The organism is Pseudomonas spartinae (assembly GCF_965197125.1).
GTDB classification, from domain to species: Bacteria; Pseudomonadota; Gammaproteobacteria; order Pseudomonadales; family Pseudomonadaceae; genus Aquipseudomonas; species Aquipseudomonas composti_A.
The window spans coordinates 74,511-91,768 of the sequence record NZ_CBDAMB010000006.1; the positions used below are offsets into that span (position 1 = coordinate 74,511).

At 64.4% G+C, this 17,258-nt stretch carries 17 protein-coding genes; 4 read left to right on the forward strand and 13 right to left on the reverse strand.

The window, feature by feature from the left end; translation table 11 throughout:
* Positions 1-98: 98 nt before the first annotated feature.
* The 7 genes from ACN8M7_RS14640 to ACN8M7_RS14670 form a co-directional block, all read right to left on the reverse strand.
* A complete protein-coding gene (locus ACN8M7_RS14640) occupies positions 99-1,559 on the reverse strand; it encodes a sodium-dependent transporter (RefSeq protein WP_490261217.1) in 1,461 nt (486 codons plus the stop codon).
* Positions 1,560-1,650: 91 nt separating this feature from the next.
* Positions 1,651-2,301, reverse strand: coding sequence for a maleylacetoacetate isomerase (gene maiA, locus ACN8M7_RS14645; RefSeq protein WP_490261218.1), 651 nt, complete (start codon positions 2,299-2,301; stop codon positions 1,651-1,653).
* Positions 2,302-2,410: 109 nt separating this feature from the next.
* The gene (locus tag ACN8M7_RS14650; protein WP_490261219.1) at positions 2,411-3,397 is read right to left on the reverse strand and encodes a fumarylacetoacetate hydrolase family protein; all 987 of its coding nucleotides are present in this window, start codon (positions 3,395-3,397) and stop codon (positions 2,411-2,413) included.
* 82 nt (positions 3,398-3,479) lie between these two features.
* Positions 3,480-4,619 (reverse strand): homogentisate 1,2-dioxygenase, encoded by a 1,140-nt coding sequence (locus ACN8M7_RS14655; protein ID WP_490261220.1) that lies wholly within the window; start codon positions 4,617-4,619, stop codon positions 3,480-3,482.
* Between the two features lie 4 nt (positions 4,620-4,623).
* Positions 4,624-5,706: a 4-hydroxyphenylpyruvate dioxygenase gene (gene hppD, locus ACN8M7_RS14660; RefSeq protein WP_490261221.1), complete on the reverse strand. Its 1,083-nt coding sequence runs from the start codon at positions 5,704-5,706 to the stop codon at positions 4,624-4,626.
* 234 nt (positions 5,707-5,940) lie between these two features.
* On the reverse strand, positions 5,941-6,267 hold the full coding sequence (locus tag ACN8M7_RS14665) for an antibiotic biosynthesis monooxygenase family protein (RefSeq protein WP_490261222.1): 327 nt from the start codon (positions 6,265-6,267) through the stop codon (positions 5,941-5,943).
* A complete protein-coding gene (locus ACN8M7_RS14670) occupies positions 6,264-7,001 on the reverse strand; it encodes a CTP synthase C-terminal region-related (seleno)protein (RefSeq protein ID WP_490261372.1) in 738 nt (245 codons plus the stop codon). The genes ACN8M7_RS14665 and ACN8M7_RS14670 overlap by 4 nt, the downstream gene beginning before the upstream one ends.
* A gap of 95 nt (positions 7,002-7,096) precedes the next feature.
* Here ACN8M7_RS14670 and ACN8M7_RS14675 point away from each other — a divergent pair, with 95 nt between their 5' ends.
* Positions 7,097-7,960: a LysR family transcriptional regulator gene (locus tag ACN8M7_RS14675; protein ID WP_490261223.1), complete on the forward strand. Its 864-nt coding sequence runs from the start codon at positions 7,097-7,099 to the stop codon at positions 7,958-7,960.
* Positions 7,961-8,186: 226 nt separating this feature from the next.
* Here ACN8M7_RS14675 and ACN8M7_RS14680 read toward each other — a convergent pair whose 3' ends face one another.
* The 5 genes from ACN8M7_RS14680 to ACN8M7_RS14700 all read right to left on the reverse strand — a co-directional run bounded on the left by ACN8M7_RS14680 (position 8,187) and on the right by ACN8M7_RS14700 (position 12,538).
* The gene (locus tag ACN8M7_RS14680; RefSeq protein WP_490261224.1) at positions 8,187-9,968 is read right to left on the reverse strand and encodes an ABC transporter ATP-binding protein; all 1,782 of its coding nucleotides are present in this window, start codon (positions 9,966-9,968) and stop codon (positions 8,187-8,189) included.
* A complete protein-coding gene (locus ACN8M7_RS14685) occupies positions 9,961-10,593 on the reverse strand; it encodes a DsbA family protein (protein ID WP_061240003.1) in 633 nt (210 codons plus the stop codon). Before ACN8M7_RS14685 ends, ACN8M7_RS14680 begins: the two co-directional genes overlap by 8 nt.
* A gap of 3 nt (positions 10,594-10,596) precedes the next feature.
* Positions 10,597-11,535, reverse strand: a complete 939-nt coding sequence (trhO, locus tag ACN8M7_RS14690) for an oxygen-dependent tRNA uridine(34) hydroxylase TrhO (protein WP_490261225.1) — start codon at positions 11,533-11,535, stop codon at positions 10,597-10,599.
* Positions 11,536-11,735: 200 nt separating this feature from the next.
* Positions 11,736-12,029 carry a BolA family protein gene (locus ACN8M7_RS14695; protein ID WP_490261226.1) on the reverse strand — a complete coding sequence of 98 codons (294 nt, stop codon included), beginning with the start codon at positions 12,027-12,029 and terminating at the stop codon, positions 11,736-11,738.
* A gap of 11 nt (positions 12,030-12,040) precedes the next feature.
* Positions 12,041-12,538, reverse strand: a complete 498-nt coding sequence (locus tag ACN8M7_RS14700) for a DUF2059 domain-containing protein (protein WP_490261227.1) — start codon at positions 12,536-12,538, stop codon at positions 12,041-12,043.
* Between the two features lie 276 nt (positions 12,539-12,814).
* Between ACN8M7_RS14700 and ACN8M7_RS14705 the strand changes: the two genes are divergently transcribed.
* The 3 genes from ACN8M7_RS14705 to ACN8M7_RS14715 all read left to right on the forward strand — a co-directional run bounded on the left by ACN8M7_RS14705 (position 12,815) and on the right by ACN8M7_RS14715 (position 15,935).
* On the forward strand, positions 12,815-13,825 hold the full coding sequence (locus ACN8M7_RS14705; RefSeq protein ID WP_490261228.1) for a DUF2804 domain-containing protein: 1,011 nt from the start codon (positions 12,815-12,817) through the stop codon (positions 13,823-13,825).
* Between the two features lie 105 nt (positions 13,826-13,930).
* Positions 13,931-15,325 carry a class II fumarate hydratase gene (locus tag ACN8M7_RS14710; protein WP_490261229.1) on the forward strand — a complete coding sequence of 465 codons (1,395 nt, stop codon included), beginning with the start codon at positions 13,931-13,933 and terminating at the stop codon, positions 15,323-15,325.
* A complete protein-coding gene (locus ACN8M7_RS14715) occupies positions 15,318-15,935 on the forward strand; it encodes an NAD(P)H-dependent oxidoreductase (protein WP_490261230.1) in 618 nt (205 codons plus the stop codon). Before ACN8M7_RS14710 ends, ACN8M7_RS14715 begins: the two co-directional genes overlap by 8 nt.
* Before the next feature lie 37 nt (positions 15,936-15,972).
* Here ACN8M7_RS14715 and ACN8M7_RS14720 read toward each other — a convergent pair whose 3' ends face one another.
* The gene (locus ACN8M7_RS14720; protein WP_490261231.1) at positions 15,973-17,172 is read right to left on the reverse strand and encodes an MFS transporter; all 1,200 of its coding nucleotides are present in this window, start codon (positions 17,170-17,172) and stop codon (positions 15,973-15,975) included.
* Positions 17,173-17,258: the final 86 nt, after the last annotated feature.

Genomic DNA, 17,258 nt, shown 5'->3' on the forward strand with positions numbered 1-17,258 from the left:
TTGGCGCCGAACGAATGGCGAAAACCCGCCGACCGCAGCGATGCCGACAAAAAAGGCGCAGCCCCTGACGAAGCTGCGCCTCTCGACTCACGCCGCGATCAACGCCCGGCGAGCACCGGCACCACTCTGGGCCGCAGGATCTCGCCAGCCACTGTCAGCAGACCGATGGCACCGGCGATCCAGTACCACTGCGTGACCGGATCGAACAGCAGCCAGCCCAGCGCATGCAGGAAGACCACCATGATCAGCACCGGACTGACGTAGCGCACCATGAACAGCCACAAGGCGTAGCCGGCCGGCGGCAGGTCCAGTTCGTCGCGCAGGATATCGCAGCGCAGCGCGTAACCAGCGAGCACCACCATGAAGATGCCACCGAGCGGCATCATCCAGCGCGAGGTGAGGTAGTCCAGCCAGTCGAAGAAGTTCTTGCCCAGGGGCGTCCAGCCCGCCATCAGGTTGAACGACAGCATCGCCAGCAGGCTGATCACCAGCAGCACCGCGCCGGCACCCATGGCCGCGCGCAGACGGCTGATGCCGTGCTTCTCGTTCAGGTAAGCCACCGTGGCTTCGATCATGGAGATCGCCGAGGTCAGCGCGGCAATCGATACCATGGCGAAGAACAAGACGCCGAAGACCGTGCCGAAGGGCATCTGCTGGAAGGCCAGCGGCAGGCTCATGAAGATCAGCCCCGGCCCGGCGCTGGGGCTCATGCCATTGGCGAAGATGATCGGGAAGATCGCCAGGCCGGCGAGCAGCGCCACCAGGGTGTCGCAGATGGCGACCATGAAGGTGGTGCGAGCGATGGATTGGCCATCCGGAATGTAGGAGCCGTAGGTGAGAATGGCGCCCGAGGCCAGGCTCAGGGTAAAGAAGGCGTGGCCCAATGCCGCCAGCAGCGCCTCGCCGGTGATCTTCGAAGCGTCGAAATGGAAGAGAAAGGCGAAACCGGCATCGAAGCTACCGCTGCTCAGGGCATAGCCGACCAGTGCGACGAGCATCAGCGCCAGGCCCGGCATCATCCAGCGCACGGCATTCTCGATGCCCTGCTGCACGCCCTTGGCCACGATCCACAAGGTCAGCAGCGCTACCAGCACGCTCCAGCCCCCCAGTTGCCAGGGGTTGGCATTGTGCGCCTCGAACACGCCGCCCAGCGCCTCGACACTGCTGGCCGCCAGCGAGCCGTCGAGCATCTTCCAGGTGTAGGCGAAGGCCCAGCCGGCGACGACCACGTAGAAGCACAGGATCATGAAGCCGGCTAGCATGGCCATGCCGCCAACCGCCTTCCACAGCGGGTTGCCGCCGTTCTCGCGGACCACGCGGCCAATGGCGTCGATGGGGCTGCCACGGCCGCGGCGGCCGACGGCAATTTCGGTCATCATCACCGGGATGCCGATAGCCAGGATGCACGCCAGGTACATCAGCACGAACGCGCCGCCGCCGTACTCGCCGGTGATGTAAGGAAATTTCCAGATATTGCCCAGGCCCACGGCCGAGCCGGTTGCAGCGAGAATGAAGCCCCAGCGCGAGAGCCAGAGGTTCTTCGGTTTTTCACGGGTCATGCGTCACCTGCTTGTTTTTATCTGTGACGGAATCGGACCCGCCGCGCTTGTGGCGCAGCGGAATGCAAGGCTTGGGTTGAAGCCAGAGGTGTCACTGGGCGTCGGCTTGCACCTCCGGCGCGGCCAGTTGGAAGGCCTCCAGGGATTCACAGCGCGCCGCCATGGCGACAATGCGTGGGTACGCGGCAAGGTCACAGTTAAAACGCCGCGCATTATACAGCTGCGGAATCAGGCAGGCTTCCAGATATCCAGGTCGTTCGCCGAGCGACAGGCGCCCGCCGAACGCACCGAGCCCCTCTTCCACCGCGGCCAGGCCAAGGGCGACCCAGTGTCGGTACCAGGCGTTCTTCACCTCGTCGGCGACGCCCAGCTCAGCGCTCAGGTACTGCAGCACGCGCAGGTTGTTCAGCGGATGCACGTCGCAGGCGATATGCAGCGCCAGCGCCCTTACCTGGGCGCGCTCGGCCGGTTCGGCCGGCAGCAATGCCGGCACCGGGAACATTTCTTCCAGGTATTCGAGGATCGCCAGCGACTGGGCGATGCGTACACCGCCGCTGCCCTCGTCCACCAGAAGCGGCAGCAGCCCCTGCGGGTTCAGTGCGCGATAGTCGGCGCCGTGCTGCTGGCCACCGTCCTTGACCAGATGCACTGGCACCTGCTCATAGGCCAGCCCCTTGAGGTTGAGGGCGATGCGCACACGGTAGGCGGCGCTGGAGCGCCAGTAGCCGTAGAGTTTCAACATTGCGCATTCCTTTCTAAACGCGATTAGGTAGGAGCGGCTTCAGCCGCGATGCTTTAAGCGACTGCTGGCGAATCGCGGCTAAAGCCGCTCCTACAGCTGCCCTTACGAATCAGTGGGCGTCGTAGCGCTGCACTACCTGATCGATGGCACCAAAGAGGCTCTGCCCGGCGACGTCGAACATCTCGATGCGCACCCGGTCGCCAAACTTGAGGAAGGGGGTTTTCGCCTCGCCCTGCTCGACGATTTCCAGCATGCGTTTCTCCGCCAGACAGGAGGAGCCTGCGCTGCGGTCGTAATTGGACACCGTGCCCGAACCGATGATGGTGCCGGCGCCCAACGGGCGGGTCTTGGCCGCGTGCGCCACCAGAGTCGGGAAGTTGAAGGTCATGTCCACACCGGCGTTCGGCTGGCCGAAAAGCGCACCGTTGATCTGCGACACCAGCGGCCGGTGCACCTTACCGTCCTTCCAGCTCTCGCCCAGCTCGTCCGGGGTAATGGCCACCGGCGAGAAGCTCGACGACGGCTTGCTCTGGTAGAAACCGAAGCCCTTGGCCAGCTCGCCGGGAATCAGGTTGCGCAGCGACACGTCGTTGACCAGCATCAGCAAGCGGATGTGCCCGGCCGCTTCGGCCGCCGTGGCGCCCATGGGCACGTCGTCGGTGACCACCGCCAACTCGGCCTCCAGATCGATGCCCCAGGCCTCATCGGCCAGGCGGATCGGGCTGTGCGGCGGGATGAAGGTGTCAGCGCCCCCCTGGTACATCAAGGGGTCATGCCAGAACGACTCCGGCATCTCGGCGCCACGCGCCTTGCGCACCAGCTCGACGTGATTGACGTAGGCGCTGCCATCGGCCCAGTGATAGGCGCGTGGCAGCGGGCTGTGACAGGCTGCCTGATCGAAGGCGAAAGCGCCCTCCTGCATGCCGTCGTTGAGGCGTTGATAGACCGCTTCGAGCTTGGGCCGGGCGATCGCCCAGTCGTCCAGGGCGGCCTGCAGGGTGGCGGCGACCTGCGGCACACGCACGGCGCGGGTCAGATCGCGGGAAACGACGATCAGCACGCCATCGCGGCCTTGATTGAGTGATGCGAGTTTCATGGTTCCTACCTATTCGTCTGTTCGCGTGCGGGCTGTTCTCCCCTCTCCCACGTGTGGGAGAGGGCACGATTGATGACCGCCCTTAACCTTGTATACCCGGCGCACGCCAGGAATTGACGTACTCGGCGACATCCACCGCGCTGGCGGCATCGGCCACCTCCAGGGCGCGACGGGTGTCGATCATCACCGCCACCTCATCGATGAAGGTGGCCGGATCCTCCTGGCTCTTCTTCAGCGCCTTGGGATGCGGCCCATGAGGGAACCCGCACGGATGCAGGGTGACCATGCCGGCCTCGATGTTGTCGCGGCTGAAGAAGTTACCCCGGTGGTAGAACAGCACTTCGTCGTAGTCGTCGTTGTTGTGGAAGAACGGCACCTTGAGCGCGCCGGGGTCGGACTCCACCGGGCGTGGGGTGAAGGTGCAGATCACGAAGCCATTGGCGACGAAGGTGGTGTGCACCGACGGCGGCAGGTGGTAGCGATGGCTGACCAGTGGGCGAATGTCACGCCAGTTCAGGCGCACCACGGTGTTGTCGCCATGCCAGCCAACCACGTCGAGCGGGTTATAGGGGTAGGTCACGGTGCTGATCTGGCCGCGCCGCTTGATGCGGATCTGCCAGGTGTTCTCGTCCTGCTGCGCCTTGAAGGCGTCATCGATATGCGGGTGCTCGAGCATGGCCAGATCGAAGATCGCCTGCGGGCCGAGCAGGCCCTTGTCCGGCAGCTGATAAGCACCGTCGGTGTTCTCGATCAGCAGGAAATAGCTCGGCGTGCTGGCCTCGATACGCCAGGCGGTGCCGCGCGGAATCAGCAGGTAGTCGCCGTCGCGGTATTCCAGATGGCCGAAATCACAGTAGAAATGCCCGCTGCCTTCGTGGACGAACAGCAGCTCGTCGCCGTCAGCGTTGCGCACCAGATGATGCATGGCGCCATGGGTGCGCCAGACACGCAGTTTGACATCGGCATTGTGCAAGGTCAGCGGCGCCGCCAGCGGGCAGTCGCGCTCGCTGGGGATGTCGTTGAAGTTGAACGCATGCGGGCGCAGCGGGCCCTGCCAGTCGACCCAGCCGGTTGGCGGGTGCTTGTGATGCAGGTGCGCGGTGGGCCCGAAGAAACCCTCGCGGCCCATTTCGCGCTCGTAGGTGCCCTGCGGCAGGTCGCAATGCGCCTGGCGCGAGCACTCGCCTTCACGCAGGGGAAAGCGAATCCATTGACGGCTCATGGCATCACTCCTCGGAGATCACACCGCGACGCAGCTGGTCTTCCTCGATGGATTCGAACAGCGCCTTGAAATTGCCCTCACCGAAGCCCTGATTGCCCTTGCGCTGGATGATCTCGAAGAAGATCGGGCCGATCACCGTGTTGGTGAAGATCTGCAGCAGGATGCCGTCGTCCCCGGGGGCACCGTCGATGAGGATATTCAGCTCACGCAGCACCTCGGTCGGTTCCCCGTGACCGGCGACGCGGGTGTCGACCTTCTCGTAATAGGTATCAGGGGTGGTCATGAAATCAACGCCGTTGGCGCGCAGCTGGCGCACGGTGGCGTAGATGTCGTCGGTGCTCAGGGCGATATGCTGGATGCCCTCGCCGTGGTATTCGCGGATGAATTCCTCGATCTGCGACTTGTCATCGGCCGACTCGTTGATCGGGATGCGGATCTTGCCGCACGGCGCGGTCATCGCACGGGAGAACAGGCCGGTGAGCTTGCCTTCGATGTCGAAGTAGCGAATCTCGCGGAAATTGGCGATGCGCTCGTAGAATCCGGACCACACGTCCATCTGCCCACGGCGTACGTTGTGGGTCAGGTGGTCGATGCACTGCAGGCCGACGGCGTTGTCGTTGGGGCTGCGACCTTCGATGTACTCGAAATCGACGTCGTAGATGCTCTTGTCACCGTAGCGGTCGACCAGATACAGCAGGGAGCCGCCGATGCCTTCGACGCAGGGGATGTTCAGCTCGCCGAAGTTGGCGTGGCTGCCCACCAGCGTGGCGCCCTGCTGCTCGACGTAGGCTGCCGCCTGGGCCGCATTCTTCACGCGGAAGGCCATGGCGCAGGCACTCGGCCCATGTTTCTCGCCGAAGGCGCGTACATGGCCGACCGGGCTGCCGTTGAGCACGATATTGATGTCGTTCTGCTGGAACAGCCACACCTGCTTCGAGCGGTGCTTGGCGGTCTCGGTGAAGCCCATGGCGGTGAACAACTGGCGCAGTTGCTCGATACCCTCGGCGCTCGGTGCGGTGAATTCGACGAACTCGAAACCGTCGGTCCCGATGGGGTTGTGCTGCTCGATCTTGGCCACGGCGTTCATTCTGCCTCCTGATTGTCATTGTTATGGCAAGCGCACGAATGCGTTGCGGACAACCTCATGACAACCGAGCGCAGAGCCGCTCTCAAGATGGCTTGCGACAGCTCGCCACAGCAGTCGGGCCCCTGCATGGCAAGTTTTCCTTACACCCCTATATATGCGTGTAGCCGAGCACCAAAAACCCGACCATGCGTAAATATTTCATTACATCGTGGTTGGCAAACCTGCCACTCGCTCTCAGGCCGAACGATAGAAACCGTAAGCCCGCTCCACCTTGGCCACACGAGTGGTACAGGCGGCGTACCACTCGGCACGCCCTCGCTCGCGGACGGCGCTGTGCTCGGCATGCTCGCGCCAGGCGCGGATGGCCTCTTCGCTCTGCCAATAGGACAAGGTAATGCCCAGGCCATCGCTGCGCGCCGACTCCACGCCGAGAAAGCCCGGCTGCTGCGCGGCCAGCTCCAGCATGCGCTGCGCCGCCTCGGCGTAGCCGGCATCGACCGCCGTGCGTACCGAGGTGAATATCACCACGTAATAGGGAGGCTCCGGCGTGGCTGCGATCACGAAGCCTGCTCCAGATGGGCCTCGTGCACCGATTGCACTGCGCAGGCACCGACCAGGCCAGCGACCACCGGCGGCACGCGGCCTTCCAGCGCCGCGCGCTCGGGCTGGAACAGGGTGGCGATGAAGAACGGATGCTCCTCCAGTTCGATGGCGCGCACAGCACCCGCCTCGTCATGCCCGGAAGCCTTCAATGCCTGCACCATCAACGGCTCGACGAAGGCATCGTCGAGGCCGTAACGGCACAGGTACTGCTCGCTGATTTCACGCACACCATAGAGCTCGGCGATACGAGAACCCGAAACCAGACGCACACACTCACTGACATCCTGCAGAGCGCAGGCCAAGGGTGCGATCAACGGGGTTTGCGCCTGTGGCGACAGCTCGGCGTGTTCAGCATCCAGCCAGCCCAGGCGGTTGCGCGCGTACTCCAGCAACGCGTGCTGGAAACCACCGCAGGTACCGAGGAACGGCACAGCCTGTTCACGGGCGAAACGGATCGCGCGTAGCGCCCCATCGGTACTGGCGTACGGACTGCCCGGCACGCACCAGATGCCGTCATAACTCATCAGGCCCGTTTCATCGACGATGCTGTCGGTGGCCAGCCAGTCGTATTCGACCGCCACGCCCAGCGCCTCGGAGGCCAGACGCAGCGCCTCGGGGATGGCACGATGGGCGGTAATCGCCGGATTGAATTCACCCACCAGGGCGACCCTGACTCGACACTTGCTGTACATGCGCATCTGCCCCTCTTGCATGGCGGTTTACCTGCCACTATAAGAGGGCGCCTACGCAATAATAATTGGCAAACTGACAAGCAGGAATTGCAGCGATGCAATATCAGATCGACCACGCCGACCTCTCCCTGGTACTCGCTATGGTACGGGGCCGCTCCCTGGCACGTGCTGCGGAGCTGCTGCAGGTGGACGTTTCCACCGTGTTTCGCGCCGTACGCCGCCTGGAAGCCGCACTGGGCGCGGCGCTATTCGAGAAGAGCAGGCGCGGCTACGAACCCAGCGAAACCGCCAGGGCCCTGGCGGAGCAGGCTGAGCACGCCGAACGGGCGCTGGAGGCTGCACGTGTGGCTCTGGAGCAAGGCAAGCATGTGGTCAGCGGCACGGTACGCCTGACCTGCACGGATGCCGTGTTGAGCAGCCTGCTGCTGCCAGCGCTGGCGCGCTTCATGCCCAGCTACCCGGCACTGTCGCTGGAACTGGTGACCTCCAACGACTTCGCCAACCTCAGTCGTCGCGATGCCGACCTGGCCCTGCGCCTGACCAGCGAGCCGCCGGAGCACCTGGTCGGCCGGCGTCTGGCCAGGGTGTCCTACCTCGTCTGCGCCCGCGATGATGGGCAGGACCGTAGCGACCTGGCGCGGCAAAGCTGGATCGCCCCGGACGAGGCGATGCCGGACCACGCCACGGTGCTCTGGCGCCTGCGCGAACTGCCGAGCATCACCCCAAACTATCGCTGCAGCAGCATGTATGCCGTGGCGCAACTGGCACGCGCCGGACTAGGCCTCGCCGCCCTGCCCGACTTCGTACTGCGCGCCCACCCCGAGCTCAAGGCACTCGGCCCGCCGGTCGCTGGTTGCGACACCGAACTCTGGCTGCTGACCCGCCCCGACTGCCGCGCCTTGCGCTCGGTGCAGACACTGTTCGAAGAGTTGAGCGAAGCATTGATGAGCAACGCTTGAGACAAACGCATCGCCGCTGAAGCGCCTCCCACAGGAGCCTGCCATGGCAGCGAGCAAACTTGTGGGAGGGGCTTTAGCCGCGACAGGCCAGCACGCATTGTAGATCGGAGGCAATCCGGGGCCGCTAGGTGCGCAAAAGAGCATCGCGGCTGAAGCCGCTCCTACCTACCATCACGAAGGAGCAGCTGGGCGGCATTGCGCTTCAGCCGCGAACATTCCAGAAGCCTCACCCCTGCTGCAGGTGCCCATACAGCTTGGCGTACAGCCCACCTTCGGCAATCAGCTGCTGGTGGTCGCCATCCTCGGCAACGCTGCCGCCATCGAACACCAGCACGCGGTCGGCCTGTTTCACCGCACTCAGGCGGTGGGCGATGATCAATGTGGTGCGCCCTTCAAGAAACTGCGCCAGGGCTTCGTGCAGCGCGTACTCGGTGGCGGCGTCCAGCGCCGAAGTGGCCTCGTCGAGGATCACCACCTTGGGCTCGGCCAGCACCATGCGCGCAATGGCCAGACGCTGGCGCTGACCACCGGACAGGCGCACGCCGCTGCGTCCGACCACGCTGTCCAGCCCCAGTGGCAACTGCCCAATGGTGTCAGCCAGTTGGGCGATGCGCAGCGCCTGCCAGCAGGCCTCGTCACTGCGCTCACGGCCCATGGTCAGGTTGGCACGCACCGTGTCGTTGAACAACGCCGGGTGCTGCAGCACCACCGCGACGTTATCACGCACGCAATCCAGGCCGACCTCCTCCAGCGTGCTACCGCCGAAACGGATACTGCCGGCCTGCGGTGTATACAACCCCAACAGCAACTGCACCAGAGTGCTCTTGCCGCCCCCCGAAGCGCCCACGATGGCGACCTTCTCGCCCGGCCCGATGGACAGGTCGAGGCGATCGAGCACCGGTTCGTCGCCGTAGGCGAAGGTCAGCCCCTGGATCTCGATGCCCACCGTGTTGCGTGCCCTGAAAGGATCGACACGCCCCTGGTACTGAGGTTCGTCCTGGCGCGCCAGCAGCTCGTTGATGCGTGTCAGCGCGCCACCAGCGGCATAGAAGGCGTATTGCAGGCTGAGCAACTGCTCGACCGGGCCGATCATGAACCACAGGTAGCTGAACACCGCGAGCATCTGGCCGATGGACAGGTCGGAGAACAGCACGGTGAGCATCGCCGCCGCGCGGAACACGTCGATGCCGAATTGGAACAGCAGGCCACTGGCACGGTTGGAGGCGTCGCTCTTCCACTGCGAGGCCACAGCAAAATCGCGTACCTCGCGTGCCCTGCCGCCGAGACGGCCGAGGAAATACCCCTGGCGATTGCCGGCACGCACTTCCTGAATTGCCTCCAGGGTTTCGCTCAGCGCCTGGGTGAAGCGCGACGTGCTGTCGTTCTCCAGCTTCTTCAGGTGCTTGACCTTCTTGCCCAGCAACACGGTGGCGTAGATCACTAGCGGGTTGAACAGCAGGATCAGCAGCGCCAGTTGCCAGTGCATCCAGACCAGGATGGCCGAGGTGCCGACCAGGGTCAGCACCGCCACCAGAAAGCGGCTCAGGGTCTCGCCGACGAACTTGTCCAGGGTTTCCAGATCGGTGACCAGGTGAGTGGTCACGGTGCCGCTGCCCAGGCTCTCGTACTCGCCCAGGGAAATACGCTTGAGGCGCTCGATCAGGCGCATGCGAATGCGGTAGACGATGTCCTTCGACAACCTGGCGAACAGCCGCGCCTGCAGCACGTTGAAGATCAGCGCCGAGCCGCGCAGCAACAGAGTCAACAGCAGCATCAGGCCGATATAGCCGGCCGCGGTTTCCCAATCGGCCGGCAGGAAGTTGTCCATCACCTTGAGCGCGGTGTCGCCGTCGTGCAGCAGCACTTCGTCGACCAGCAGCGGCAGCAGCAGCGGAATCGGTACGCTGCACAAGGTCGCCATTACAGCGACCAGATTGGCCAGGACCAGTGCCTTCTTGTGACGCAGGGCCAGGCGACGAACTTCTACCCAGCTCAACCGATCAGGCATTGGCAGCGCGCTCCAGCCAGCGGCCGAGCAGAGGAGAGAGAACCTCGAGCGGCTGATAGCCATTGGTCAACAGCGCCAGCTGGCCATCGCGCTCGGCCAGCAGCGTGGGGAAGCCGGCGATACCCAGATCCTGAACCCAGGTGAAGTCGGCGGCGGTCGCCTCCTGCATGGCCTGGCTGTCGAAGGCCTCGGCGAACTCGATGCGCGGAATGCCCGCCTGTTCGGCCAGTTGCACCAGCACGCCGGCCTGGGTGACGTCGGCGCCTTCGGTGTAGAACGCCCTCTGGATCAACTTGAGCAAGCTCCAGGCGCTGGGCGCGTGGAGGCTGCGAGCCGTCACCAGTGCGCGGCAGGCGGGCTCGGTGTCGTACACCAGGCCCTCCGGCAGGCCGCGCTCGAAATCGAACAGCTGCCCGGTGCTGGCGTTGACCGCCTGCCAGTAGCCCAGGTAACGCACCCGCGCAGCCGCGTCGACGGCCACCTGGTCACGACGCAGGCCTCCCGCCACGATCTGCAGCGGCACCTCGGCAGCAGCAGCCTGCTCGGCAAGGGCTTCGACCACCGGTGCAAAACCCCAGCACCAGGAGCACATCGGGTCCATCACGTAGAGCAGGCGGCTAGCCATGGGTCAGGCCTCGTTCAGTTGGCGGGGGTCACGGCCGATGGGGTGCGGCTGATTGCGCTGGCGCGCCAGCTCGATCTGCTTCTGCCGCTCACGGGCGCTTTCGCGGGTTTTCTCCGGCAGCGAATCCCAGCAATGCGGGCAGCTGACGCCGGGGCTGTAGAACTCGGACTGACGGTCTTGCACGGAAATCGGTGTGCGACACGCGTGACACTGATCGTAGTCGCCTTCGGACAGGTCATGGCGCACGGTCACACGATTGTCGAAGACGAAGCAGTCGCCCTGCCACTTGGTCTGCTCCTGTGGCACGTCTTCCAGGTATTTGAGGATGCCACCCTTGAGGTGATAGACCTCCTCGAAACCCTCGCCAAGCATGTAGCTGGAGGCCTTCTCGCAGCGGATGCCGCCGGTGCAGAACATCGCCACCTTCTTGTGCTTGCTCGGGTCGAAGTGCTCGCGGATGTAGTCGGGAAACTCGCGGAACGACTTGGTCTTAGGGTCGATGGCGCCCTCGAAGGTGCCGATAGCCACTTCATAATCGTTGCGGGTATCGATCAGCAGCACTTCCGGGTCACTGATCAGGCTATTCCAGTCCTGCGGCTCGACGTAGGTGCCGACACGCTGATTGGGATCGACACCGGGCACACCGAGGGTGACGATTTCCTTCTTCAGCTTGACCTTGGTGCGATAGAACGGCTGCTCATCGCAGTAGGATTCCTTGTGGTCGATATCGGCCAGGCGAACATCCTGGCGAAACCACGCGAGCAGCGCATCGATAGCCGCGCGGCTACCGGACACGGTGCCATTGATGCCCTCTTCGGCGAGCAACAGGGTGCCCTTGATGTCGTTATCGATCAGGGTTTGCAGCAGGGGCTCGCGCAGCGCCTGGTAATCCGGCAGGGAGACGAATTTATACAGCGCCGCGACGACGATCTTGTCGGTCATGAATATTCTCTCAGTAGTCGCCCACGTAAAGGGCGGACTGGGGTGACATGAAAAACGCCGGCATGAGCCGGCGCGGACGGATTGTAGCAAAGCAGGGATTCGCCGGGGTGGCTTGGCGACAAGGCGTGACAGCCTGTCACGTAGCCCGGATGCAATCCGGGACTTGACGCCCGATCTCCGCGGATTGCCCCTGGGCTATCTCAATGACCGCCGTGGCAGGTCGGTGAGGCCGGAGCCACGCCCTGCGCTGCCCACTCCTGGGGGGTGTAGGTGTGCAGCGCCAATGCGTGGATCTGCCCCATCAACTCACCGACGGTGGCGTAGACCTTCTGATGTCGCTTGACCGCATTCAGGCCGGCAAAGGCCGGACTGACGATCACCGCCTTGTAGTGGGTCTCCAGACCGCGGCTGTGCATATGGCTTTCGTCCAGCACCTCGAGGTGCTCGGGTTGCAGGGCGGCCAGGGCGGTGACGATCAGGTCTTGCTTGGACATCTTGGGCTCCATCAGGGCTGTTTCGGCAGGCCGAGTTCGTTGCTCATGTCGGCCAGCAGCTTGTTCACCTCGGGTACGGCGGACTCCAGTTTACTCTGGGTGATCTGCGCGGATTGTGCGGTCAGCATCGGCATCTTCTGCAATACCTTCTGCCCCAGCGGCGACTCATAGAACGCGATCAGGTCCTTGAGCTCCTGCTCGTTGAAGTTGCTGGTGTAGAGCTTGACCATGTCCGGCTTCAGCTTGTCCCAGGCGACGGCCTTGTCCAGCGCGGTGTTGGCCTTGGCCTGATAGCTCTCCAGTACCGCTTTCTTGCCATCCGGCGCCTGGGCGAAACGCTGCGCGAACATCTGCTGAACCTGGCCATAGACCGGCACGGTCAGCTTGTCGGCGTGGGCCAGCTTGAGAAAACGCTCGGCATCGGCGGCGTGGCTGGCGGCATCGGCCATGGCCAGGGATGCGCTAGCGCTGAGCAGAACGGCGGTGCAGAGTTTGGAAAAACGGAGCATGGGAAGCTTCCACTGGTGATGAATGAGTCTGGGTAGACTGCGGTGGCGGCATTTTGTGCCCTGCGCCGAAATCCCTCAAGGGACGCGAGTTGTGACACGACTCACAGACGCCCTGCACACTGGCGCACCCACTGGTCAGTTGCCAAATTGCCAGCACTTGCCCATGCTTGGGCTAGCTCGGCATTCTGCAAGATATTCGCCAGTCTTATAAAGGCGTGCACACTCCCCCGAGCCGGCAATTGATCGCCAGCCTGCGCACATACATGGACGTGCCTTATGACCAGCCTAACCTCACATGCCCCCTTCACGCTCCAGCCGCTCTGCGACAGCAAGGGCCGATTGCTGGAGGACGCCATTGGCTGGTCCAGCCGCCCGCAGGTGGACTGCGCCCTCAACGGTCACGCCGGGCGGCGCAAACGCTGGAATCACTGGTGCATCACCACCCCGCAGTGGATGCTCGCGCTGACCCTGTCCGACCTTGATTACCTCGGCTATGGCGCCGCCTACTTTCTCGACCTGGAGACCGGCCAGGCCGTCGCCCATAGCCAATTTCGCCCATTTGCCCTCGGCTGCCAGCTCCCCGACCTGCCGCTGGAGAGCCATTCGTTCAGCCACTCTCGCCTGCAATTGCGGATCGACGAACACCCCGGCCGGCTGCGCCTCACCGCTGCTGCTCCGGATATCGGCGGGCAACCGCTGCAGGCGGCCCTGGACATCCAGCGCCCAGCCCACCTGCAATCGGTCAATCTGGTCGCGCCCCTGAAAAATGGCGGCTTTCATGCCACCAGCCGCCAACTGGGCCTGCCTACCGCAGGCAGCCTGCAACTGGGCAACAAACACTACAGCTGCGTGCAGGGCCAGAGCTTCGCCGCGCTGGACTTCGGCCGCGGGGTCTGGCCGCTGAACACCTACTGGCAACGCGCAGCCTTCGCCGCAGCCGGCGGCATCGCCGGTAACTTCGGTGCGGGCTGGCTGGATTACAGCGGCCTGTCGGAAAACGCACTGTGGTTCGGCGGTGAAGTGCAGCAGCTCGAAAGCCCGCTGCATATGCAGTGCAGCTCGCAGGCAGCGCTGGCCCCCTGGCGCTTGGACAGCGAAGACGACCACGTCGCCCTGCGCTTCACTCCGCGTCAGGTCCACAAGGCCTGCCCCAAGCTCGGCCCCTTCCACGCCAACACCGTGCAGCACTTCGGCCACTACGACGGTGTACTGCGTGGCCCCAAGGGCGAACGCGTACCGGTCGATGGCGCACTGGGCTGGCTGGGTGAAACCCATGCCCGCTGGTGAGCACGCACTCTGAGTTCCGATCAACCTGATAGACAAGTTGTGGAACCAGTCTTCGGTGGCGCGACCTAAACTGCCAGCAACCTCGCACTTGCCCCGGAGAACGCCATGAGCCGCACCGAAACCGACAGCATCGGCCCGATCGAAGTCCCCAACGACGCTTACTGGGGCGCACAGACCCAACGCTCGCTGATCAACTTCGCCATCGGTCAGGAGCGTATGCCGCTGGCCGTGCTACACGCCCTGGCGCTGATCAAGAAAGCCGCAGCACGGGTCAACAGCCGCAGCGGCGAGCTGCCGGCGGACATCGCCCGACTGATCGAGCAGGCCGCCGACGAGGTGCTCGAAGGCCAGCACGATGCGCAATTCCCCCTGGTGGTCTGGCAGACCGGTAGCGGCACGCAGAGCAACATGAACGTCAACGAGGTGATCGCCGGCCGCGCCAATGAGCTGGCTGGCGGCCAGCGCGGCGGCAAGACGCCGGTGCACCCCAACGATCACGTCAACCGCGCACAGAGTTCCAACGACTGCTTCCCTACGGCCATGCATATCGCCGCCGTGCAGGGTGTGCGCCATTGCCTGCTGCCGGCGCTGGCCGAGTTGCGTGACGGCCTGCAGGAGCAGGCGCAGCGTCACGCCAACCTGGTCAAGACCGGGCGCACCCACATGATGGACGCCACGCCGATCACCTTCGGTCAGGAGCTGTCGGCCTTCGTCGCCCAGCTCGGCCATGCCGAAGCGGCGATTCGCGCCGCCCTGCCTGCCGTCTGCGAGCTGGCCCAGGGAGGCACGGCCGTCGGCACTGGTCTGAACGCGCCGAGCGGCTTCGCCGAAGCCATTGCCGCCGAACTGGCCGCACTGTCGGGCCTGCCGCTGACCAGCGCACCGAACAAGTTCGCCGCACTGTCCGGGCACGAGCCGCTGGTACAGCTCTCCGGCGCGTTGAAAACCCTGGCTGTGGCCCTGATGAAGCTGGCCAACGACCTGCGCCTGCTCGGCTCCGGCCCGCGCACCGGCTTGGCCGAAGTACGCCTGCCGGCCAACGAGCCAGGCAGCTCGATCATGCCCGGCAAGGTCAACCCGACGCAGTGCGAAGCGCTGTCGATGCTGGCCTGCCAGGTGCTGGGCAACGACGCCACCATCAGCTTCGCCGCCAGTCAGGGCCATCTGCAGCTCAACGTGTTCAAGCCGGTGATCATCCATAACCTGCTGCAATCGATCCGCCTGCTCGCCGACGGCTGCCGCAACTTCCAGCAGCACTGCATCGCCGAGCTGCAACCGGATGCCGTGCAAATGGCCGCGCACCTGGAGAATGGCCTGATGCTGGTGACCGCCCTCAACCCCCATATCGGCTACGACAAAGCCGCTGAAATCGCCAAGAAGGCCTATGCCGAAGGCAGCACCCTGCGTCAGGCTGCACTGCAGCTCGGCTATCTGAATGAAGAGGAGTTCGACCAATGGGTACGACCACAGGACATGCTCGGAGCCGGGCGGCATGACTGAAGGCAAGAGCGGTGCCACACGGCTGGAAGGCGATGGCAAGCGGATCCTGCTGATTCTCGGCACGCCGAAGAAAGACAGCCTCTGCCATGCCCTGGCCGAGGCCTACAGCCAGGGAGCGCGCAGCAAGGGGCATGTGGTACGCCAACTGCGGCTGGGTGAGATGCAGTTCGACCCGGTGCTGCGCGACGGCTATGAACAAAGCCAGACCCTCGAACCGGATCTGCTCGAAGCTCAGCGTCTGATCCACTGGGCCCAGCACCTGGTGTTCGTCTACCCGGTCTGGTGGGGCGGCGTACCGGCGCTGCTCAAAGGCTTCTTCGACCGGGTGTTGCTGCCCGGCTTCGCCTTCAAGTACCGCAATCGCTCGCAACTCTGGGACAAGCTGCTCAGTGGGCGCAGCGCCGACCTGCTGGTGACCCTGGACACACCCTGCTGGTATTTCCGCTGGGTCTATGGTGCCCCGGCGCATCGGCAGATGGTGCGCACCATCCTCGGCTTCTGCGGCATCAAGACCCGCCGCCTGAGCGAATTCGCCCCGGTGCGCCCATCCAGCGAGGAGCAGCGCCAGAGCTGGCTGCGCAAGGCCGAAGCGCTGGGCACGAAGGCGTGAAATCTACCAGCCGGGGCCTGTAGGCAATCCCGCACATTCAGGGGCGCGAGCAGTCCTCGCGCGCTCTGCCCGCCCACCACAGCGCCAGCGGCCCCAGCGTCAGCAGCAGGCCCATCAGGGCGAACGCCGCCCACCAGCCAAACAGCAGCTCATCGCCCAGAACATCGAGCGTCATGCCGAACAGCAACGGGCCGAGGAAGGCGCCGGTAAAGCCAGTGCAGGAATACAGCGCCATCGCCGCGCCACGGTGGCTGGCCGGGGCCACACTGACCAGCCCGGCGGTCAGCGAAGCCGAGTCGGCGGTCACCGTCACCGCGTAGATCAGAATCAGCACCAGCATCGCCCAGAACGGCAACGCTGCGCCCTGGCCGACCACGGCGGCCAGCAGCGCGGAGCTGAGCATCACCCCAATCAGCCAGCGCTGACGCCCGAAACGCAGCGCCAGCTCATTACCGAGAATGCTCGACGGCATGCCGATCAGCGTGGCCAACATCGCCACCCAGGTGCCTGAGAGCCAGGGATCGACGCCCTGCAAATGCCCGGAGAACACCACGAAGGCCACCAGCCAGGCACGCAGGGCGAACAGCTCCAGGTTGTGCATCGCGTAGGCCAGACAGTAAGCCAGTACCGCACGGTTCTTCAGCGGTGCCAGATCCAGCAGATTGCGCGGCGCATGAGCGACCACCGCTTTCGGTGCCATTGCCCAGTACACCAACGCCCAGGCCAACAGCGCGCAGGCGCCGCTGAGCAGTGCCGGCAGCTGCCAGCCGCCGAGCTTGGCCAGTTCGCCGGACAGGGTGAACGACAGCGCCGTACCCAATCCAAAGCTGGCGGTGTAGAAGGCGATGGCACGCGACTGCGAGGCACCGTCGATACGCTCCGACAGCGCCTTGAGCCCCGGCATGTAGGTGCCCGCCAGACCGATACCAGCGAGCACACGCCAGAGCAGCGCCGACCAGAAACCATCGGCGAAGACGAAACCGGCGCTGGCTACCGCCGTCAGCAGCATCGCCCACAGGTAAATCAGCCGAGCATCGTGGCGGTCGGTCAGGCCAGTGAGCACCGGCACGGCCAGCATATAGCCGAGAAAGAAGCCGCCGCCGATCCAACCAGCCTCGGTGTTGCTCAACCCCCAAAGCGCCTGGAACTGCGGCAGCAGCGCGGCGAACAGGGCAAAGCCCGCCATGCCCAGGGTCTCGGCCGTACACAGCAACAGGGTAATGCGGCGGGCGTTCATGCGTTCTCTTCGCTGGCGGCAAACACGTCGGAAGGCCTGGCACTGTAACGGCAAGCCCGGCAAATCTGAAATCTTTGGTTACAGAT